The sequence below is a fragment of the Evansella sp. AB-P1 genome (assembly GCF_029688925.1).
Taxonomy (GTDB): domain Bacteria; phylum Bacillota; class Bacilli; order Bacillales; family Salisediminibacteriaceae; genus Evansella.
Genome location: NZ_JARUKY010000014.1, coordinates 57,901 through 79,508 on the forward strand (window position 1 = coordinate 57,901; position 21,608 = coordinate 79,508).

At 37.8% G+C, this 21,608-nt stretch carries 24 protein-coding genes and 1 pseudogene; 2 read left to right on the plus strand and 23 right to left on the minus strand.

All coding sequences use genetic code 11. The annotated features are described in order from the left end of the window. Positions 1-162: 162 nt before the first annotated feature. Complete coding sequence (locus QA612_RS15230) at positions 163-1,047, plus strand: YitT family protein (protein WP_278284675.1); 885 nt, start codon at positions 163-165, stop codon at positions 1,045-1,047. A 150-nt stretch (positions 1,048-1,197) separates the two neighbouring features. Here the strand turns inward: QA612_RS15230 and QA612_RS15235 are convergent, their stop codons facing one another. Together QA612_RS15235 and QA612_RS15240 are read right to left on the minus strand one after the other, a co-directional pair. Then, on the minus strand, positions 1,198-1,902 hold the full coding sequence (locus tag QA612_RS15235; RefSeq protein ID WP_278284676.1) for a transglutaminase-like domain-containing protein: 705 nt from the start codon (positions 1,900-1,902) through the stop codon (positions 1,198-1,200). A 43-nt stretch (positions 1,903-1,945) separates the two neighbouring features. Continuing rightward, positions 1,946-2,737 (minus strand): helix-turn-helix transcriptional regulator, encoded by a 792-nt coding sequence (locus tag QA612_RS15240; RefSeq protein WP_278284677.1) that lies wholly within the window; start codon positions 2,735-2,737, stop codon positions 1,946-1,948. A 231-nt stretch (positions 2,738-2,968) separates the two neighbouring features. On the opposite strand from QA612_RS15240, the gene QA612_RS15245 reads away from it, so the two are divergent. Then, a complete protein-coding gene (locus tag QA612_RS15245) occupies positions 2,969-3,331 on the plus strand; it encodes a DUF2188 domain-containing protein (RefSeq protein ID WP_278284678.1) in 363 nt (120 codons plus the stop codon). A 137-nt stretch (positions 3,332-3,468) separates the two neighbouring features. On the opposite strand, the gene QA612_RS15250 is transcribed toward QA612_RS15245, so the two are convergent. The 21 genes and pseudogenes from QA612_RS15250 to QA612_RS15350 all read right to left on the minus strand — a co-directional run bounded on the left by QA612_RS15250 (position 3,469) and on the right by QA612_RS15350 (position 21,604). Continuing rightward, complete coding sequence (locus tag QA612_RS15250) at positions 3,469-3,852, minus strand: cupredoxin domain-containing protein (protein ID WP_278284679.1); 384 nt, start codon at positions 3,850-3,852, stop codon at positions 3,469-3,471. A 143-nt stretch (positions 3,853-3,995) separates the two neighbouring features. Continuing rightward, on the minus strand, positions 3,996-4,196 hold the full coding sequence (locus QA612_RS15255; RefSeq protein ID WP_278284680.1) for a DUF6930 domain-containing protein: 201 nt from the start codon (positions 4,194-4,196) through the stop codon (positions 3,996-3,998). A gap of 235 nt (positions 4,197-4,431) precedes the next feature. Beyond that, positions 4,432-5,559 carry an NADH-dependent flavin oxidoreductase gene (locus tag QA612_RS15260; RefSeq protein ID WP_278284681.1) on the minus strand — a complete coding sequence of 376 codons (1,128 nt, stop codon included), beginning with the start codon at positions 5,557-5,559 and terminating at the stop codon, positions 4,432-4,434. Positions 5,560-5,981: 422 nt separating this feature from the next. Beyond that, positions 5,982-6,461 (minus strand): hypothetical protein, encoded by a 480-nt coding sequence (locus QA612_RS15265; RefSeq protein ID WP_278284682.1) that lies wholly within the window; start codon positions 6,459-6,461, stop codon positions 5,982-5,984. 113 nt (positions 6,462-6,574) lie between these two features. Next, positions 6,575-6,946, minus strand: a complete 372-nt coding sequence (locus QA612_RS15270) for an iron chaperone (protein ID WP_278284683.1) — start codon at positions 6,944-6,946, stop codon at positions 6,575-6,577. A 17-nt stretch (positions 6,947-6,963) separates the two neighbouring features. Further along, positions 6,964-7,314 (minus strand): DUF2200 domain-containing protein, encoded by a 351-nt coding sequence (locus QA612_RS15275; protein ID WP_278284684.1) that lies wholly within the window; start codon positions 7,312-7,314, stop codon positions 6,964-6,966. 168 nt (positions 7,315-7,482) lie between these two features. Beyond that, positions 7,483-7,737, minus strand: a complete 255-nt coding sequence (locus QA612_RS15280; protein WP_278284685.1) for a hypothetical protein — start codon at positions 7,735-7,737, stop codon at positions 7,483-7,485. 212 nt (positions 7,738-7,949) lie between these two features. Beyond that, complete coding sequence (locus QA612_RS15285; protein ID WP_278284686.1) at positions 7,950-8,843, minus strand: hypothetical protein; 894 nt, start codon at positions 8,841-8,843, stop codon at positions 7,950-7,952. Then, positions 8,833-9,360 (minus strand): RNA polymerase sigma factor, encoded by a 528-nt coding sequence (locus QA612_RS15290; RefSeq protein ID WP_278284687.1) that lies wholly within the window; start codon positions 9,358-9,360, stop codon positions 8,833-8,835. The genes QA612_RS15285 and QA612_RS15290 overlap by 11 nt, the downstream gene beginning before the upstream one ends. Positions 9,361-9,553: 193 nt before the next feature. Beyond that, positions 9,554-10,084, minus strand: a complete 531-nt coding sequence (locus QA612_RS15295) for a cupin domain-containing protein (protein WP_278284688.1) — start codon at positions 10,082-10,084, stop codon at positions 9,554-9,556. A 136-nt stretch (positions 10,085-10,220) separates the two neighbouring features. Continuing rightward, entirely contained in the window at positions 10,221-11,441 is a 1,221-nt protein-coding gene (locus QA612_RS15300; protein ID WP_278284689.1) for a serine hydrolase domain-containing protein, read from the minus strand. A gap of 35 nt (positions 11,442-11,476) precedes the next feature. After that, positions 11,477-12,160, minus strand: a complete 684-nt coding sequence (locus tag QA612_RS15305; RefSeq protein ID WP_278284690.1) for a DUF4386 family protein — start codon at positions 12,158-12,160, stop codon at positions 11,477-11,479. 171 nt (positions 12,161-12,331) lie between these two features. Beyond that, a complete protein-coding gene (locus QA612_RS15310; RefSeq protein ID WP_278284691.1) occupies positions 12,332-13,327 on the minus strand; it encodes an NAD(P)-dependent alcohol dehydrogenase in 996 nt (331 codons plus the stop codon). A 516-nt stretch (positions 13,328-13,843) separates the two neighbouring features. After that, positions 13,844-14,554, minus strand: a pseudogene (locus QA612_RS15315) (Rpn family recombination-promoting nuclease/putative transposase); the annotation flags it as partial. Positions 14,555-14,896: 342 nt separating this feature from the next. Beyond that, entirely contained in the window at positions 14,897-15,484 is a 588-nt protein-coding gene (locus QA612_RS15320; protein WP_278284693.1) for a hypothetical protein, read from the minus strand. A gap of 167 nt (positions 15,485-15,651) precedes the next feature. Beyond that, positions 15,652-16,773: a cupin domain-containing protein gene (locus QA612_RS15325; protein WP_278284694.1), complete on the minus strand. Its 1,122-nt coding sequence runs from the start codon at positions 16,771-16,773 to the stop codon at positions 15,652-15,654. A 23-nt stretch (positions 16,774-16,796) separates the two neighbouring features. Continuing rightward, a complete protein-coding gene (locus QA612_RS15330; RefSeq protein WP_278284695.1) occupies positions 16,797-17,282 on the minus strand; it encodes a DinB family protein in 486 nt (161 codons plus the stop codon). Then, entirely contained in the window at positions 17,282-18,235 is a 954-nt protein-coding gene (locus QA612_RS15335; protein ID WP_278284696.1) for a fumarylacetoacetate hydrolase family protein, read from the minus strand. Before QA612_RS15335 ends, QA612_RS15330 begins: the two co-directional genes overlap by 1 nt. A 30-nt stretch (positions 18,236-18,265) precedes the next feature. Then, on the minus strand, positions 18,266-18,673 hold the full coding sequence (locus QA612_RS15340; protein ID WP_481804448.1) for an acyl-CoA thioesterase: 408 nt from the start codon (positions 18,671-18,673) through the stop codon (positions 18,266-18,268). Between the two features lie 69 nt (positions 18,674-18,742). Continuing rightward, entirely contained in the window at positions 18,743-19,972 is a 1,230-nt protein-coding gene (locus QA612_RS15345) for an FAD-dependent monooxygenase (RefSeq protein ID WP_278284698.1), read from the minus strand. 57 nt (positions 19,973-20,029) lie between these two features. Further along, positions 20,030-21,604 (minus strand): long-chain-fatty-acid--CoA ligase, encoded by a 1,575-nt coding sequence (locus QA612_RS15350; RefSeq protein WP_278284699.1) that lies wholly within the window; start codon positions 21,602-21,604, stop codon positions 20,030-20,032. Positions 21,605-21,608 lie beyond the last annotated feature (4 nt).

Here is a 21,608-nt window from a genome sequence, read left to right on the forward strand (position 1 = left end):
ATAATTTCGTCTGGTTAATAAGAAAAGCGCAAGGCGCCTCAATTTAACCTAAGAACGCCCACGTCCTGTGGGCAACGGTTAAATCATCGTCGTTCTGACTACTAGATGCCATTCAAATTCGAAGATTTTTATTAATTCTTTTAACAAAAGGGGGTTAGGAGTATGTCTCACCTATTTCAAGGGGTTCGTTTAAAATCCATTTTAATTATTTTTATCGGTACATTAATTTTTGGATTTGGGATTATACACTTTAATTTACAAAATGGTCTGGCACACGGAGGCTTTACTGGCATTACATTATTACTTTATTATTTGTTTACTATCGAGCCATCCCTCTCTAACCTTTTATTAAACATTCCATTATTTCTAATTGGATATAAATTATTGGGAAGATTAATGCTTATATATACTTTAATAGGAACTGTTTCACTGTCTGTTTCATTACGACTGTTCGAGTTATACCCTGTCACTCACCTTCCATTACAAGATGATATGATTCTCGTCTCCATCTTTGCTGGTGTATCTTCCGGGGCTGGATTAGGAATGATTTTTCGTGCTGGCGGAACGACCGGGGGAGTTGATTTACTCGCACGATTAGCTGAAAAATATATTGGGATGAGTCTCGGTCGATTCATGTTTAGCTTTGATGCCTTTGTTATCACCTTTTCTCTCATTCACTTATCCCTCACAAACGCAATGTACACACTAATTACCGTGTTTATCGGCAGTCGTGTAATTGATTTTATTATTGAAGGGGCAAGTGCCGCAAAGTCCACCATGATAATATCGTCGAAAACGGAGGAACTATCTCAAGCAATCATTGATCGTATGAGTCGAGGATCAACGGTGTTAACAGGAAAAGGAAGCTTTACTTCTGACGAACGTGAAATTTTATACTGCGTTGTCAATCGAACCGAGCTTATTCAATTAAAAAACCTCATTAATGAAGTGGATCCATATGCATTTTTCTCTGTTAATGATGTAAAAGAAGTTTCTGGAGAAGGGTTTACCTTTGATAACAACCGACGACCATTAAAACCATCTTAATGAATCAAATAAATACTTTAGTATGTAAAAAGAGCACGAATCTCTATAGATTTTTGCTCTTTTATTAATCAACCTTAACTACTTTCTTTTTCACAAACATTATCTTCCACAACGCACTGGGGGGGCAGGCACCACCCTTCCCAGTTAATACTACGTCCCTCTTCTTATAGTATCCAGCTTCTTATTTATTCTTTTCCGTAACATATTAAAGATAGCTTTCTTAAATTTATTTTTCGTATTATTATATTCATTAAAAAAATCATCAGGGCTATGAAACAATCCTAAATCCTTCGTTATAGAATAGCTTTGAATATAAGTGCTATTACCGTTCCAGCACAGACTTATCTTCTCTTTATCCTGTACAGATATACCAAATCCTATATAACCATCATTATATTTACTTAATTTGTCACGTACTTGGTATAGGTATTTGTCATCAATAATAACACCTTCTAAAGTTAACCATTTATTATTGAAATATACTTCCGTCCACGCGTGAACAATGTCTCTAGGAGCTAATCTATAGATAATCCCTGTCAATGCACCCTTTTGCATTTTTTTATCGATAAAAAAACCGTGTATCCTACAGGGAATACCGATCCCCCTCAGTAGGGCCATTAACAAAATACTTTTTGTATTGCACTGTCCATATCCATCTTTTAACACTTCAGAAGCTGGTATGTCATCCCCTCGATTATAACCAAACTTTATGTCATTTCTTACAAAGTCGTACACCGTAGCAATTTTTTCTTCATCATTTAATTCAAACTCACTCCATTTTTTATCTCTAATTAACTCTTGAATTTCTGAGGAATGAAAGTCTAGTAACTTGGTTGATTCTAAATACTTTTTCATGTGATCACCCTTTCTATTTTTTATTATAAAGGGGGTACCACTCTCAAACTTGCAAATATCTGCTACCTTTTACAATTACACTAGGAGCCATACCTAATTTATCTCGAACGCTACGTGAAAAATGTGATGGACTGTTAAAGCCTGCTTCCATCGCCGCATCAGTCATATTTGCTCCATGAAAGATTAAGTAAAATGCTTTTTTTAACTTCACATGTAATATGTAACTCGTTAAAGAAACGCCTGTTTCTTCCTTAAATAAATGAGATAACCTACTTTCGGATAAAAATACGATTTGACTTAATTCTTTAACGGTTAACTCATCCAATGGTTGAGATTCAATATAAGCTAGTAGGTCTAATACCCGTTTATCAATTTCGTTGTTTACTTTATTTGGAGTAACCTTAAGCAATTCTTTAATTCTTTTTAACAAATCATAATATTTTTCAGAAGTGATTTTTTCTATCAGATCGTAAATATCTGGACCAATTGCGATATTAATATCTTTATATTCTATGATATTGACTTCATGTTCACGTAAAAAGTTACTCTTTATAGCTTCACCAAAAGCAGACTCAGGATTGATTAATAAATACATTTGCCACTTTTTGCTCCCTTGCAGCTTATGCCTCGTATTTGAATCTACAATGATACCCCTTGTAAGAAATTCTTTCTCCTCTATATTAATCTGAAAATCTTCTTCAAGTCCTAATGTAACCTGTATATAGTTATGGCTATGATAATCTGCATCTACCTTGTTGGAAAAAAATGCAATATGATCCTCCGCATCAAGTAAAACTAATTTGTTTTTTTGTGAATTTCGTAGATTTTCAGTCAATTCGTTCACTCCTTTTGACGACAGGTCACTTGTCTCTTTTAAATGAAATATGCGTCTAAGTGATACATTCCACACAAAGCACAAGAACCCTGCTATGCTCTTAAAAAGGGCCTGACCCCCGTACGGTGGTGAAATGCAACGCACCACTGGTCTGGCACCACCCTAAATGATCGTTTAGATGAAGTGTATTTCGGAAAAAGTTTTATAACTACTTTTTAGGAGTTGATATTCATGCCATGGGATATGAATAATTATCCTGAATCAATGAAAAATCTAGTAGGACCTATTAAGGAAAAAGCGATTGAGATTGCTAATAGACTTACAGAAGAAGGGTATGAAGAAGGAAGAGCTATCTCCATTGGAATAGCCCAAGCAAAAAAGTGGGTAGGCGAACAAACGCTACCGCAACACGTAGTCCCTCATTCAGATGGTTGGGCCATCAAAAGGGAGGATTCCGAGAGAGCAAGCTATGTATATGAAACCCAAAAAGAAGCATTAAAAAAAGCGCAATCCATAGCAAGTAATCAAAAAACTAGACTTATTATACACAGACAAGATGGATCTATCGAAAGACAACAAAATTTCGTTCATTAATAGCTAAGAGAAGGTAACTCAAGTCCGTTTTTTTAGAAGAAACAGAAAAAGAGGGATTTCCCCCTTTTTAAAAAGATAAGTATAAAATTTTTACTTTGAAAGTTATCTAGGAGACAGGACGTCGATGATTTTCTTATTTATTCCTCTACAACCAATGTTCCAACCATTTGCTCGTGTCCAGGTTCATCACAGTACATTTCATACGTTCCTGCTTCTGTTGCAGTAAAGCTAACACTATCTTCTTCATTCACCTCTGCTTCTAAATAAATTTGATTATGTCCATTCGAAGTTGGGATATTATCAACAATTAAGTTGTGAAATACTTGATCGTTATTAGTAAAGGTCATGGTTACTTCCTCTCCCTTCGAAATGGTAACTTTCTCAGGGACGAATTTAAATTCTTCACCTACAACATCAGTTGATGTATCAGAACTAGATCCACACCCTACCAATAGTAGTATCATTGCTAGTAAAAAATAAAATACTAGACTTTTCCTTTTGGAGAAAAAATAATTCATCATTTCTTACACCTCCTTATAATCTAAACTCCTTCTATTACTTTACATACCGGTTTAAAGCATTTTTAAAACAAAAAAAGCCTGACCCAGATACATTGAAGTTACAACGCACTGGGCAGGCACCATCCTTTGACCATTCTTCTTCTTTAAAAAGGAAGACTATTTTCCATTTCTTCAATGGCCATTTTAGCAATCGATACATAATTATCAGTTTGAACAGCAAAGCGTAACCGTTTTGTAAGTGGAGATATTAATTGAGCTGTTTTCCTATTCATCAATAAGTTATCTGGAATACTACCAATTGACTGGAACATCTTTATTAATTCTCTTTGAACAATTTCTGCCATTAAACACTTCCATTGTCTGCTCCAACGCTAAAAGCATTAACCGAGTTTCTTCATCATCCATTATCCAAGGGAAATTCGTGGGGACGGTTCTCCTGAGTTATATTTACAAATTCCCTTAATAAACAGGTAGTCTCCATAAAATAAAACATCCATGTATTCCTAGGGGAGAAAGGTCGTTGCTCCAATTTCCCGTAGAAAGTTTCCTCTCTCCCCAATCCCAGGTCCCTTTCTCCAACTATTTTTTTACAACTGGGAACCATCCAGGTCTATTCATTATTGCTGACCATAGAGCATCAGGTACGATTAACCTTTCTTGATCATCTTCTGTTAACGTTGTGGCAATCGAATCTTCTTCACCTGCTGCTACCTTTTCAATCCACTTAGGTTCCACAATAAGTTCACGACCTAGTGCAAGGAGTGGTACCCCTGTTTCAAATGATTTATTCACATCGTCCGGTGTATGCAATGATCCTACACCGATAATCGGAACTTTATTCCCAACCCGTTCATGAATTAATAACACTCTAGATTGTTTATCTTCCTCATCTCTTATAGATCCTTGCCAAAAATCTTGAACGGAGATATGTAAGTAGTCTAAATCTTGCTCTGCTAACGCATCTACAAATGTTAATGTATCTGCCATTGTTATTCCAGGGTTTTCAACCTCTTCTGGAGAAATTCTATAGCCCACAACAAAAGGATGCTTAGCAAATTCATTTACTGCACTTTTTACCCTATCAATAACTGCTAACGGAAATGCCATTCTTTTTTCAATCGTACCTCCCCACTGATCTGTTCGACGATTGGAGTGTGGAGAAAAAAACTGTTGTATTAAATATGTATTTGCTCCATGGATTTCAACTCCATCAAAACCAGCTTCAATAGCACGTCTCGTTGCATCTCCAAAAGCTTGAATAATGGTTTCAATTTCTGTCTCAGTTAATGCTCTTGGTGTTACTAACCCAGGTCTTTCCGCAGCAACAGCACTTGCACTTACCGATTGTCTATCTTCTAATAAATCAGGTGGTGCCATCCTTCCTGCGTGAAAAATTTGCAATATAGCTTTTGCTCCTTCTCCTTTAATTGTATCTGCAAGACGTTTTAGTCCTGGTATCATTTCATCAGAATCAGCACTTATTTCATTCACGAAACCTTTTCCGTCTCTCGTGACGTAAGCAACAGCAGTGATAACTGCCCCTACACCACCAGAACGTTCTTTATAATATGGCAGCTCTTCATCACTCACAATGCCGTTTTCTTTTGATGCAAAATTCGTCATTGGTGCCATTAATATACGATTTTTTATACGAACACCACTTTTAAATGTAAACTCCTCAAATATTGGTTGGTATTTGGAATTCAATATAATACCTCCTATTTTTTCTGTATGTTTATACTAAAGACTTAAAATTTATTATGCAATTATAATGCTTTTTCATACAACGATATACCCATAACATACTGAATATTGTTTATTATGCTAATCCATTTTATAAGCATATTTTATTTAATAAAACTCACAATTATTGAAATCTAATGTTTTATAAAAAATGAGATTCACTTTGGTTCCACTTCATTTACCTTTGTTTATAAGTAAAACACTGCACAAAAAACGTATCTATAAAAGTTAAATCTACATTTCTATTAGCAAGAAATAAGCACAAAAAAGCCCGACATCCATTTCTAATTATGACGTCGGGCTTTTTCATTCTTCATAAATTTTTTCAAAAAATTCACCGACAGAAAACTTAGAGAAATCTTTTTTGCCTATACTATTACCTTCAATTAAAAAGTTTCATCCCTCGTTTTGATGCTTCCATCCTCCTGCATTTCCACGAAGAATAATCCGTTCACATTTACTTTTAGATCAGTGCGCCCAAAACATTTGAAAACAACATCAAGCGGTTTCACTTCATTACCTTCAGCTTCATAGTTACCTTTAGCAGATCTAATTGACTTAACTAATTGAGATAGGAAGGTCATTTCTTCTTTCGTTATTTCTGTATATGCGATTATTTTAGCTTCCTTCTCACCTTCTATTACCATTCTAAGAGCAATTTTGAGTGCACGTTCTCTTCTAATTCCTTCTATTCTATCGTCGCTGCTCATTCCATTTTTCAAGACTAATTCTTTTAAGTTTCTAATGGATTTTTGTGTTTGCTCATATAGCTCAGTCGCTTCTTGTTCCTCTTTTTCTTTCTTTTTTTCAATGAATCTTCTTACTTCCTCTTTATTTTCCGTTGAAATAAACCTCGGTTTGTCCAATTATATACCTCCCTTTATTTCTAAAGAAAAAATGCTTGCCACTGCACATACTAGAGTTTTGAAAATTAAATATCATGTATTTTTGTAAAAGCGATGCTGTAGATCGATTATATTTATTTCCTCCAAAAGGTAGAACAGTTGGCCTTGTCCCAAATATTAAACTCAATCATTTTCTCTAATAGTGAATATTCAACCGGAGCCTTCCAAGGAATACGTATCAACTCCTTTGTGTAGTCATAGCCAGCTTTCACAATATCTTCCTCTACATGCGTGATGGTGACACTTTCAGGGGCCACAGCTAAATGCTTTTTAGATACACTAAAGCCAATAATGAAAGTACCATGGTCCGTAAACATCGGTTGATTCCATTTTATTTCTGTCTTTAAATTGGGATATTTATTTTTTATCCATGTAAATACTTCTTCCGTTCTTTCTCGATGTAAAGGATTATCTATCCCAGCTAAAAATTTCTCAAGACCCTCCATTTAATTCCCTCCTAAAATTATTTCCGTAAAATCTTCTCCATCGCTTTTCCCTTTGCCAATTCATCAATCAGCTTATCCAAATAGCGAATTTCTCGCATGATCGGTTCTTCGATGTTTTCCACTCGGACACCGCAAACAACACCTTTGATCAAAGCCCGAGAAGAATTCAGTTTTGGCGCTTCTGCAAAGAAAGTTTCAAAGTCTGTCTGTTTCTCCAGTTGTTCTTCTAACTCTTCCTGGCTATATCCTGTCAACCAACAGATGATTTCATCGACTTCTGTTTTCGTACGTCCTTTTTTCTCCGCCTTCGCAATATAAAGGGGATAGACTCTTGCCACACTCATTGTATAGATCTGATGTTTCGCCATGATATACCCTCGCTTTAATAATTTTCTTTATTATATCACGGAAAAATAGTGCCTGACCCTCGACACGGTAATGTTGCACCACACTTGAGATCAGACACCATCCTTGAAAAAATAAACGAGCTTTTATAAAATTTTTAGTCTTCCTATCGTTTACAGTAAGGGCGTATTTCAATTACCTTCCCCTTCACCCTCTGTATCTCCTATCTCTATTTCAAAAGTCGTTCCTTCTTCGTTGCCTTCATTCTGTTCACCCTCTTCTTCTCCCTGATCAAACAACGGTAAAATGTAAGAGACAATAAAGAAAAGGATTACAATAGTAATTACTGCTATAAAGAAGTATTTAATAAAGGTTGCTCCTACTAAGCTTGGATTTTCTTGTTTATGATGATGATGTTTTTCTTCTTTTTTAAATTCGTCCGTCATTAGAATCACCCTTCATTTTTTTATCAAAGTTGTCTTTGTTCATGAATATCCCTTACATGTCTCTAAGAAAGAAATTCCTTTCTAGTGAACTACCCTATGAGATTAATAGCCAAACATACAAAAGGTGCCTGACCCTCGACACGGTGATGTTGAACCGTACTTGGGGTCAGGCACCTACTTTAGCACAGCAGTCCTGTCTTTAAACTATGCAACTATTCTTCTTCGATACGGAATGTTTTTTGCTCATCACCATACATATTAATTGTATCTTCATCTTCATAAAGTTTTACCCAAATACCCTTTCCTTCCTTGAAAAAGAATGTTTCGTGTTCTCCTACATGTACAGGATAGAGCATGTATGTTTCACCTTCTATTACCACTTCTGTCTCAGACTGCTCTTCATCGTAAGTAAAGAACATTTCCTCCATAGGTTCTGCTTCGTCAAGTAAATACTCCACCATCGCTTCTTCCCAGTTATCTACATGAAGGATGGATTCAATCCTTTCAAAGTCTGTTTCATCAACGACACTACGTATCATTTTCACTTCATTATCCTTTACATCAAACAATTCATATTTCGTTACAGCATTGGCGTGGTGACCGTATGCTAATATAAAGTCTGTGTTTTCACTTTCATAAAATGTCCTTGCTTCACTTAAATAGCTCGGATGGTAAAGACTAAAGTCTGAAAATACATTGTACTTTTCTAACGCATCAATAACATCTTCATCTGAATCTGAATCTTTTGTTGTTCCATCATTTTCCCCATCTATTTGAACGTTTTTATCCTCTGTCCCATCATCCCTATCTGGATCATTTGCAGGAACATTTGTATCGTTATCATTATTTTGTGATTGATCTCCTGCCAAGTTTGACGGATCTTCCTCATAAGAAGTGATAATCAAGAATGCGACTAACGCTGCTGCTGTAATTCCTCCTATTCCCGCCATAAACCTTTTCATACGAAATCCTCTCCTTTTCTCATTTTCAAATTCATGACTAAATTCCATCAATGATTGGTGCATCTCATTCTTTTTATCATCTTGTATATTTGGCTTAGGCATATTTTGCAATTTTTTATCCAAATGACTTCTCTTATTGCTCACTGTATATTCCCCCTAATTCTGTTTGCAGCTCCTTTTGTAGTACTTTTTTAGCGCGATGAAAAGTGGAACGAACTTTATTTTCTGACCAATTTAAAATTAAGGAAGTCTCTTTTACTGAGAGGTCTTTAATTCCCCTCAGAATAACAACTTCTCGATAATTTGTTTTCAATGATTGAATCGCCAGATATAATTCTTTATTTTCTTCACTTGATTCAATTATTTTTTCTGGTGTTTCTTCAACAATAGGTTCTTGTTTTGCATCAAAAGTTAAGTAGCTTTTCCATTTGTTCCTACTTCTTTTTCTTATTTCATCCACTGCAGTATTTCGAGCAATGGTAAAAAGCCAGGTTTTCGGATGTGAATCACCTTGAAAGGAATCTAATCCTTTTATAGCCCTGATGAATACCTCTTGCACAACGTCTTCTACGTCAACATAACCCATGCGATATATCAAAAAATGATAAATGTCATCACTGTATTGGTGAAACCAATCTGAAATAATTTGTTGTTTCGACATAAATGCTTCCTCCATTTTTTTGACTCTGTAATTAATTAGACGATATGTCTTTATATTTATCGCACTTTTTAAGAAAAGAATTCTAAAAATAAAATATAAAAAGAGATAACCTCATGATGATCATGGTTGGTTATCCCTTTTTAGTGTGAGTAATGTTTAGCCGTAGGTCAAATAAATAAACAGAGAGTGAGTTTTATGAATGATGCTCCGTTTCTGCTGCCATTGCAATTTCTTTTGTTTCATGAACGGTTCCATGTGGATGTTGTGGAGGTGCATAAATGGAATAAAGCTTTAGTGGGGTATTTCCTGTATTAATAAGGTTGTGCCATTTCCCAGCTGGGATCACAATTGCATGATCTGCATACACTTCCTGTTGATAGTTTAGCGTCTCTTTACTATCCCCCATTTGAACCACACCTTGCCCCGCTTCAATGCGTAGGAACTGGTCAAGATGAGGATGTACTTCTAAACCTATATCTTCCCCCACATTTATACTCATCAAGGTTATTTGTAGATGCTCCCCTGTCCAAAGTGCCGTACGAAATGTATTATTTCTTTTCGTAGCCTCTTCTATATTGATTACAAAAGGCTCAGGTCCATAATCTTTTACTACAGCGTTCTCATAAGAATAATTCCCATAATAATAACCTTGGCTCCAATTACCGTTCCATTGATTTTGATTTGGATAATTCATTTGCTGGTGATACCACGGATTCCAATACATCTTTTTTCTCCTCCCACGTGTTACTCCTATTTCAAGTATATTATGCAATCGTCTAATTTCAGGAAACAAATAGAGGAAGAATGGGCGAATAAAACCCCCAGTACAGTTTTTTCAATACTGGGGCAGGGCCTTTGAATCAACTTTCTTTGCATATAGTTTTTATGGATTTCCTTTCTATTTTTTCTATACATTCATACATTGTTTCTCGGATTGTCCTCTCTCTTGGATCGTTAACACCGTAGTAACCCATTTTTCTTGTGAAATATGCATAGCCAACTACCTTATTAGGGTCAGAAAAAGCAAAAGATCCTGTTGCTCCTAGGAAGCCGAATGCCTTTGGATTCTTTGAAAACTGGAAGGTTGGGTCCGGTTTCATAAACCCTAATCCGTAGCGTGTTTCTATATTCATAACCCTATCTAAATATCCTTCTGAAGGTTGCTCGTGAGGTCCAGCAATTGCTTCAATCGTAGACGGGACCAAATTTAGTTCCTTACCTCCGTTGGCTAGTACGCTGTAAAGGTAACCGACTGCCCTTGCTGTACCTATCCCATTTCCTGAAGGCTGTTCCACCTTCCATGTTTCCCTCTTATTCGGATCATATCCCTTTACTAACGTCATAGACTTCACAAATGGAGACGTCACATTAAGCATAACTTTTCTAATACCAGGAGGCATCTTCCTTATGTTTACTAACGCTAATAAAGGGTTAACCATTTTAATCTGGCTAATCTCATCATCAGCAACATCATCTGGGAGCCCTATATGAAAGTCAAGCTGCAACGGTTCGGCAATCTCCTCTTTAAAATATTGTCCCAGGCTTCGTCCCTTTCTATCGACCCGCTTTACTAGCTCTCCCATGAAAAAACCTATTGTAGTAGCTTGATAACCTTGGAACTTCCCAGGCTCCCACATTGGCTCAGCCTTAGCAATAATTTCAGCCGTTTTATTGAAGTTATCTAATTCTGAAATAGAAAGCTTCTCCTCCAGTAAAACTAATCCTGATTGATGGGATAATAATTGCCTAACAGTAATATTTCCCTTCCCCTTTTGGCTAAATTCAGGCCAGTACGTAGCGATTTTTTCCTCATAGTCTATCAATCCATCGGAATGTAATTTAGCAAAGACAATGGCTGCTATTCCCTTTGTGGCTGAGAAAATTAAGACCTTAGTGTTTTCCTTCCACTTTTCCTTTTCCTCTCTCAGCCCTCCCCATAGATCAACAACCTTCTCTCCTTTGTAATAAATCGTGCAAGCTGCTCCTAATTCTTCACGTTCAACAAAGTTCCTTTTGAATTCCTCTTTCACTTTTTCAAAACCAAGGGCTACTTCACCGTACACCAATTGCCCATCAACCATTTCCCATTCTCCTCTCCAATATTGAAATGGATTACCTAAACCATTCCTTTCCGTTGTATTCTAAACCCTAAAATGATGACTAAAATTCCAATAGGTACTGTTAATATTCCACTTACTATAGTACTTCCAGTTAACCAATCGTTTTTTCCAATGTACCCGATGAATGCCACAATGGATAAAGATCCCGACATGCTTAACAATATACCAATCGCCCTTGGTAGCCCCTTTTCATAGAGAAATTTATACCCTATCAACAAGGCACTAACAGCAAAAAAGCTATATCCTAATTGATTTAGAAAATAAGCCATTGAATCAACATTTTGAAAATACCACTGACTTGCCAATTCCATGTTGCCTATGGAAAGGTACTTAAATAGAATCGTGTATTGTGAGATGTACGAAATACTTACTAATATAACGTATGGTACCAAAAAAATTACTCCAACCAAATGAAGAATAGGGGTTCTTTTTTGAACAGAAATACCGAAGGCAAGTAGGATTATCAAGAAAGATATGGCTGGTGCAATCATCGATGCGATAGCAAAATTCCACCTGTAAATGGATGGATTATCAGCAATAGTCAGTAGTTGTCCTTGAATATCCCCTTCCAATTCAGCTAAAACCATGAATATCGGCCATAAAATTACGATTGTGGTATAAAAAATCCCCCCATAAATGAAAGCCTTTCCATTTATATGTATCATTGAAATGTTTTTCACTCGTATCCCCCCTTAATCTATCTAGCAAAATTCTTCCTCCATTCAAAACTTTCACGTAAAACCTCGATAGTATTATAGATGTAATTTGCTAACCGTTGTTAGTTGATTTATGGATTTCTTGTGAACATAATAATGGTGCCTGACCCTCGATGGGGTCAGGCACCATTATAGTTAATTTATAGTTATCACTACATTTCCTCTTTTGTTTCCATTTTTCACATAGCTATGTGCGTCTGCGGTATTTTCCAGTGGATAACACTTATCAATCACTGTTTTGAACTTCCCAACCTCAATAAGCTCTTTTATAAAAATTAAATCATCGTTTTTTTCCAATGCTAATGCACAAATAACTTTTTTATTAGAAAAAACGTACGTCCATAGCATTTGAGATAGTTGTTTTGTTTTAAAGCTAGCTAAAAGATAGCGGCCGTTTTTCCGGAGGGATTGTTTACACCTTGCAAACGAGCTCTTGCCTAATATGTCAAAGATAAGATCGTAAGTTTCCCCATTTTTCGTAAAATCTTCTTTCGTATAATCTATTACCTTATCAGCCCCAAGTGATTCTACTAATTTTAATCTTGGAGTGCTGCATATCCCAGTAACTTCTGCACCAAAGTACTTTGCAAGCTGAACGGCTGCAGAACCTATTCCTCCTGAAGCACCATTAATAAGGATTTTTTGCCCAGGCTGAACGTTTACTTTTCTAAGCAAATTTAGGGCCATTATTGCCCCATAAGGAATGGTAGAAGCTTCTTCATATGAAAGGTTCGATGGTTTAATAGTTACGATTCCTTTTTCAGGCACACATAAATATTCAGCATATGCACCAAAGTTTTGCCCAACATATCCAAAAACTTGATCACCTGGTTTAAATCGTTTTACGTCTTTTCCTATATATTCCACTTCTCCAGAGAACTCACTACCCAAAATTCTTTTTCTTGGTTTGCTAATACCAAAAGCAATTTTTGCTGGAATCCAAAAGAGAAAGGGCATCGAGAATTGGCTAGGAGAGACATCTTTAAATGAACGACCCAATATATCTCCAAAACTTACTGGTGTGGCATATACCCTAACCATGATTTCGTTATCTTTTGGAATAGGCTTTTCAACTTCTTTTAATTGAAGAACTTCAGGTCCTCCGTATTTCGTGTACACAATTGCTTTCATCGAAACTCCCTCCAATTATTTTGCACGCTAGCGAAGTGTTTTGTTTTTAAGTGTATACTTGACCACATCGAGGTAATATTTACTTAACTGGGAGACTAGTAACTTTAATATACTATACTGACAAATTCTCACTTTAAGTACTGCACTTTTAGGAATAATGGTACCCTCGTCATGGTGAAGTTGTACCGTACTGGGGAGTCTAGCACTTATCTTCTTTTTAGTCGACACTAACTATAAAATTTTTTTTTATAATCTGTTCAAAATTTTATACGACAAGCATTACAGTTCTTTCATTAAGAAGGATAACTATGTGATTAAAAGCCATATGCTAATTTTTTTATTGGAATTATAAATATGTAGGGGTAAAAGCGTATTCTTTGTAGACATTAAAATGTAGAGGAAAACAACATATTCTTAATAATACTTGGAAACGAATATAAAAAAATCTAAGAAGAGCATCTAAAATAATTTCACAAAAATTGAACAACTGGGGGGGGTGTAACGAGTATATAATGATTAATTTTTGCTTATCTCTTCCCTAAGGCGATCCACATCAACAATAGACAAACCCGTTAGCTCTGCAATTTCATCCACTTGCTTCCCTTTTTCTAACATCCGCTTAGCAACTTTTTCAATCCCTTTTTCCATTCCTTTTTCCATTCCTATTCTTTCGTAAGAAGTGATGACTTCCATAATTCTCTCCCCTTCCTTTGGATCCATTGCTTTCACCTCTTCTTTAAATCGATATTCCTCATCATCGGTTAATTTTAAATATGTCTCGAAAAAACCAGTTAATAAGGATTCCCGAGCTTTGTCTAGTTCTAGCCGAATAATTATTCTAAAAAATTCTTTTTTTACTTCAATACGTTCATCCATATTATAACCCATTTTACTTAACAATGCCGCAGCTACTGGGTTTTCATTCCTAATATAATCACGCCAATTTTTCTTTTTCAATTCAATGGATAAATAGTTAAAGTGAAGTATTTCTGCAAATGGGAAGTTCATTAATAATGAATTGGGTTCTTCTCTCGGAGTATCATAGCTAAATATAGCAATGGGAAGGATTTTGCGGCGATATTTTTGATAAAGCTTACTAAAATAGATAAACATTCTTTCATTAAAATGCTTTTGGAAATTAGCTTGCGATTCAATGTGTACAATAATGAGACTATCAATCCCCCTTAATTTCGTTTCTACCAATAGATCAACTTCATGCTTGTCTCCATCTTATTTGCCCGCAAATATGCTTTTTCTCTTTTGCGGGTTCATTAGCGCGCTTCTAAGTGACTGCAAATCTCTTTTTCACTATTTGCAGGTTCATTGGCGACCTTCTATGTGCCTGCAAATCTCTTTTTCCCTTTTGCAAGTTCATTGGCTGGCTTCTATGTGCCCGCAATTTACGTCTTACTGTTTTCAAGATTATATAAGAACAAATCAAGACGTTCTCTCATCACCAAAACAAAAAGGTTATCCATAAGGTTGAATTCTATAATTTACGCTAAACAAAAATAAAAGTACCAAACCCCCAGCACATTAAAATTACCGCACTGGGGGTCTGGCACTTCCTCATGCACAATAAAATCTACCTTCATATAACCCTAATGGAAGGTGGCCTTTTTCTAAAACATCAACTAACAGCACAAAGGGATTGACCTCCCAACCTTCCTGATCACCGATCATTTCCCAGGCAACCGCTAATCCGGCAATGGTCATCGCTGCACCTGTACAAATACTAATGGGGTTCCGGCCTAGCTGTTCCAACTGTCTAAAGGCACCGTCATATGCTCCATGGAAAACTAGTTCAGGAATCATATCATTGATGTATACCATAAGGTCTTCCCGTTCGGATTGAACAAGTTCCTTTTTGATGTCCTGAGGGATTTGATTCAAATTCCCCCACAACGGACTGCTAGATAACTTCATCCCTTCAAAAAAATCAGGTAACTGCTCTTTAGATAAAGCCACTACCTCCACACCTTCTACTTGAAAAAAATCTGTAAACCTTTTAATCGTATCCTCTAAGTCAATATTGACCATCTTATCCCCTATATTCTCATACCATTGAATCTGAGATAAGCGCCTTATGAGTATTTCAACATTCTGTCCATTTGGTCCATAAATATCAACATTTGTTTTTTCTGTAATCTGAGACATGCCATCCTCTCCCTACTTTCATACTCCTTTTCACAGTTAAGCACAGTAGAACTTCAGCTCCATACGATACAACAAATATGATCGAATCGAATTCAGTAAAGCTCATTAAAACTGAAACAAAAACCGCACCTTAATCACTACGACAAAATCAAGGTACGGCAATTCAATTACATCACAAGCAGAGGAGAAAATTCACCTGTAATCTCTTGATAGCCTTTGTTCGCTTCATACGCCTCTTCCTTCTGCAAACCTAGCTTTTCCATAATAGGAAGGTCATTGGAACAGAAAAGAATAGCGTCCTTCGTAGACGTATTAACGTGCTCATGCCATGCCCAGTTTGGAATAACAAAGTAATCCCCTTTGGACCAATAATATTGGACACCGTTAATGACACTATACCCCTCCCCTTCATACACATGATAAATACTTGAATTCGTATGGCGATGTGCCTTGGAATGGAAGCCAACTGGTAGCTTTTGAATCCAAGCACCCATCGTTGGATTGGCCGTTCCACCTGTGGAAGGGTTAATATACTCCACAGCAATACCATCGAACGGATCAGGTTCAAAGTCACTCAGGCCGTTTAATGCAGCTTCCGTTTGCGCCCATTTATATGATCCAACAGGAGCAACTTGTGGAGTGCGATCTGAAATTGGACGGACTAATCCTCCTTGATAGCGACGGGATCCATAATTATTCGGCAATGAAGGTTGTTCTAATCCATCAGGGTGTCCTTCAAAGAATGTCCCTGCCGCAGAGTAGATTATAGGAATATCCAAAATGTCCATCCAGATCATCGGTTTTTCCCCTTCGTGACCATGACCATGCCATAACCCACCAGGCGTGATCAAATAATCCCCTTCTTCCATATAAATCTTCTGTCCCTGAACGATAGAGTATGCACCGCTTCCGTTTGTGATAAAGCGCATGGCATTTTGCGTATGACGATGAGATGGCGCTTCTTCACCAGGTAAGATCAACTGAACAGCAGCATAGAGTGTGTTCGTTGTTGAGGCCCATCCCCACGGCTGTCTCCCTTGAAAACCTGGATTTTGGAAAAAGATTGCCCGTCTCTCTCCACCTCGTTCTGGTGTGAAGATTTGTGTAGCTTCCTGAAGCTTCTTCTCTAGCACTTCCCACTTCCATAAATAAGGAACGGCATCCGGTTTCGGTTGCTTATGCATAAGATCAGGGATAGCATTCCATAAAGGTCCTAGATGAAATTGCTGAATATCCTTATTAAAATCCTGCACTTCTTTGCTTTGAAAAAAAGAGTTTGCTTCTGCCATTGCTGTCATCCTCCTCTTTCAATTTAATTTTTTATTTCCTCTACATTTCGTTCTATTTGCCATCCATGTTTTTTTAAATGATCTGTAATAAAATGCTCAACTAGAAAGGTCATCGGCTTGACACCAAACTTCGGATTTCGGTGTGGAGCTACTACTTTCAACTGATCATCACTAATTTTTTCCCATAGAGCATTAGCCTCGTTTCTTGCTTCTTCGATCCCTACAAGAACGTCCTTAACTTCTCTTTCAGGAGCACGAGAAACGGCTGCTAGCCTCGCTTCATCCTGAAGTCCTCTTCCCCATGCTGTTCCTGGATTTTCGATCGTTCGGATTAATTCATTCATCCAATAAGGAATAACCTCTTCTACGTGACAGATGATTTCCATAATGGACCATACATCCTCCGCTGGCTTAAACCGAATCTCCTCTTCAGATAACGCTTTCACTTTATGAATAATCGTGTCGATATGCGTATTCATGTCAGATTGATAGTTTTTTACGGTGTCCATTATTCTCCCACCTTTACTGGAGATTGGACAGCCTTGACTTGATTAGTCAGTTTCCCAATCTTTTCAATCTCAATTTGAACCACATCCCCGTCCTGTAAAAATACTTGTGGATCACGTGCAAATCCGACGCCACCTGGTGTACCCGTGCAGATAACATCGCCTGGTTCCAGCGTCATAATACTTGATAAGAACGCTACAAGATGATTGACGTTAAAAACGAGGTCTGACGTATTGGAACGTTGCCTTTCCTCCCCATTCACGTTTAAGGAAATCTCTAGTTCATGAGGGTTGGGGATCTCATCTTTCGTTACAAGCCAAGGTCCCAATGGTGCACTGCCGTCTAAGTTTTTTCCTTGCAGCCATTGAATCGTCCGACGTTGCAAGTCCCGTGCAGTTACATCATTTGCGATCGTATATCCCGCCACATATTCCAATGCCTCTTCTTTTGGCACGTTTTTCGATTGTTTACCAATAACGACCGCAAGCTCCGCCTCATAATCCAACTTTTCTGTAATCGATGGAAAAGGAATATCATCCTCTGGCCCAATAATAGCGTTATTGAACTTAGCAAAAACCACTGGAAATTCAGGAATCTCCCGCTTCATTTCCAAAATGTGAGCTCTGTAGTTATGACCAACACAAATAATTTTGTTTGGCTTAAGGACAGGCGCTTCGATCTTTACTTCGTTCTTATTACGCACAATGGTTGTATTTCCTACTTCATTAGAAAGTGCATATTGAATGGCTTCATACGCTACCCGAAGGCTTCGTTCTCCCCCTTCCATAAAATCGATCGTATTCGAAGGAACAAAAGCAGCACCTGTCTCCTCTACACGAGTTTCCCCTCGCGATTTTAACATTGCTACATACGCACGGTTTAAATCAATCACTTTATCTTCCTTAACGGCACCTGCCCGAACATCCTCTCCTATACGGTAATTAATTAACTTCACCTATATAACCTCCTACGAAAAATCAATTATTTATGCCAGTTGAAACTGGTCAATGGCATTTCTTACATCATTGGTAATTGGCATGGCTTTTGGTCTTTTTTGACTGATGTCACACCACGCACGAATTTCATATCCTTCTGCGACCTTTTTTTCTTCACGGAAAAATTGATGTTCAATGGTAAAAACCTTGTTCCGCACCTCTACGATAGCGGATCGTACAACAGCCATATCATCAAATAACAGTGGTGCCTTAAATTGGCACTTTGCTTCCACAATGGGAATACCAATGCCATCTTCATTGATTAGCTTTGATGTTGGGAAACCAATCTTCGTAAAGTAATGATGGGTAGATTGATCCATCCAACGGTAATAATTTGGGTAAAAAACAATGCCTGCTGGATCTGTATCACCAAAATGAACCTTCAATTCATATTCCATTTGTTTCATTCTATTTCCCCCTCCAACTGTTGAAGTGTGAACGTCTCACTTCAACCTCAATCCTGTACCTTAATACTTCGTGGTTAATTCCGGTGGACCGGATTTTGGTCCATATGGTCCTTCATCTAACCACCTGCCTAGTTTTGGAACAATGGGAGTTAAAGACACCGCTAGTTCACGCTTCATGTTCATATAAGAGGAATCTCCTTGGAGGTGATTTAACGCAGTGGTGGAAGCATTCCGATTCCACTCAGCTGCTATTTTCCGTTCGTTTGCAGCGGATTGTATGGCCTTCTTTTTTCCTGCAAGCTGATCTTCAGAATATGCTTCTCCGATCCCCTTTACTGCAATAATGGCATCCGGAACACCTGAGTTTAACCCACGAGCCCCAAACGGTGCGAATAAGTGAGCAGCTTCCCCTGCAAGAAGGACTTTACCGTGTTTGTCAGTGAACGAATTCGAAACAACCTGATGGAAGCGATAACTGGATATCCACGTAATTCTTTCCGCATATTTATGATCCATCACTTTCGTCAACCATTTCTTGACACCGTCTAATTCCGTAAACTCATCGGGATTATCACCTGTCAACAACTGCAAATCCACTCGCCATCCTCCTTTAAAGGGAACCAGCATAACATTTCTTCCGCCCATTGCCGGATGCTGATAATGAAAAACCCTTTCTAAAGGTAAGGGATTATCTTCATCTTCCTTTACGTCAACTACTAAAAAAGTGTCTGCAGTTCTTGGGCCTTCTAATTTTAACCCTACACTTTCCCTTACGACAGATCGTGCCCCATCTGCACCTATGACATAATCTGCTTCCCAAGTATCACCGGATTCCGTTGTGATGATCGTACCTTCCTCAGACGTCTTTACGTCTTTCACAGGTGAGGACCACACAAATTCTACGCCCTCTTTTAGGCAAGCTTCATACATATACTTTTCGATGTAATCTTGATGTAAGCTCGTAAATGGTGGTAGCTTCGTTGGATGCTTCATATCCGTCACGCCATAATTGCGCATATACACTTCTTTTCCGCGAAAAAATGTACGCTTAATCGGCCAGGACACGCCGTTTCTTGAAAGAGTAAATCCTAGTCCTGGCGATATCTTTTCCAGAAGTGTTAATGTGGCCTTATGAAGGTAAATGGCACGACTACCTGGACGGGGTCTATCTTTTGGATCTGCTTCTAAAATAGTAGCTGGAATCCCTTTATTCCTTAATGCAAGGGCTGCCGTTAAGCCAACAGGACCAGCACCTACAACAATGACCTTTCTTCTTTCAACCTTGCTCATTTTTCCTCCCCCAAACTTTTTATTGTTTACTTCGTCGTTTCTTTCTCTTTTAGCTACTCATCTTAACGATTCACTCAATGACTTTTTCAATTCTTCTTCTAATGCTACTTTCTTGATCTTGCCACTGGCGGTCATTGGCAATTCTTCTAAAAAGACGAACCGATCAGGAACTTTATAGTCGGCCACTTTGTTTTTGATAAAGTCTCTTAAAGTATCTTCATCTTCCACTTCGTTTGGCTTCAGTTTAATGGCCGCACACGTCACTTCACCTAGAACGGTATCTGGTAAACCAACAATAGCAACTTCTAATACGCTAGGATGTTTGTAAAAAACTTCTTCAATTTCCCTCGGATAAATGTTATAGCCTCCGCGGATAATCATTTCTTTTTTCCGTCCCACAATTCGAATGTAAGCCCTTTCATCAATGGTTGCTAAATCTCCAGTGTAAAACCAACCTTCTTTATCGATTGCCTCTGATGTTTTCTCCGGCATCCGAAAGTACCCTTTCATGACACCGAATCCTCTTACTGCTAATTCACCGACCTCACCACGTTGGACCTCTTTTCTATTAAGGTCAACTACCTTTACCTCCGCACCAGGTAAGGCCTTTCCAACTGTTTCCGAACGATGTTTGTCATCATCTTCAAAACTAGTAAATGTGACGCCTGCCGATGTTTCCGTCAGTCCGTATGACACTAAAATATTACATCCCATTGACGAACGAATCTTTTTGACAATTTCAACAGGACATGGAGCTGCGGCAACAATTCCTGTTCGCAGAGTAGATAAGTCATAGTTTTTAAACTCTGGATGATTTAACTCAAGGATAAACATCGTTGGAACGCCATGATGGACTGTAACCCCCTCTTTCTCCATAAGGGTTAGGGCTTCTTTAGCATTGTACTTCTCCATAAACACGATTTTTGCTCCCACACTGATTACGGAAAGGATGCCTGGAATCATTCCAAATACATGAAACACTGGAACAGGTACTAAAAAAACATCATCTGTTGTGCACTTCATCCACTCTGCCGATAATTTAGCAGTGTGAACGACATTTTTATGCGTCAGCATGGCTCCTTTCGGCTGACCCGTTGTGCCGGATGTGTATAAAATCGTAAAGACATCTACTTTAGGATCTAGCTTCATTTTCGGTACCTGCTTGTTAGTTCCAAGCTTCAGAAGTTTCTCATAGGAGTCATGTGGGTCTCTTTCACATCGAACAGTAAAGAGATGGGAGAGAGTATGTTGGTTCCTTTCCCCGTTGACATACGGTTCTAGAAGTTCAATATGGCCAAAATCACCTGTGAGAAAGGCTGCTTTTGCCTGCGAGTTTTCAACGATATGTCTTAATTCTTCTGCTCTATATCGGGTATTACAAGGAACGAGAATGGCTCCAATCGTTGCCAGACTGAAATAAATGGTTACGAATTCATTCCAGTTAGGGATACAAACCATCACTCGATCACCCTTTTGAATCCCTTTTTGTGTTAAGGCTGATGCCAGCTGCTGTACTTCTTCATATAGTTCTCGGTACGTTTTCCGGGAGTACCCGTCATATACGACTTCATTATCCGGAATGAGTTTATAGAAATGCTCTAACACTTCAGGTAAAGACCGATCATAACTCACGTTG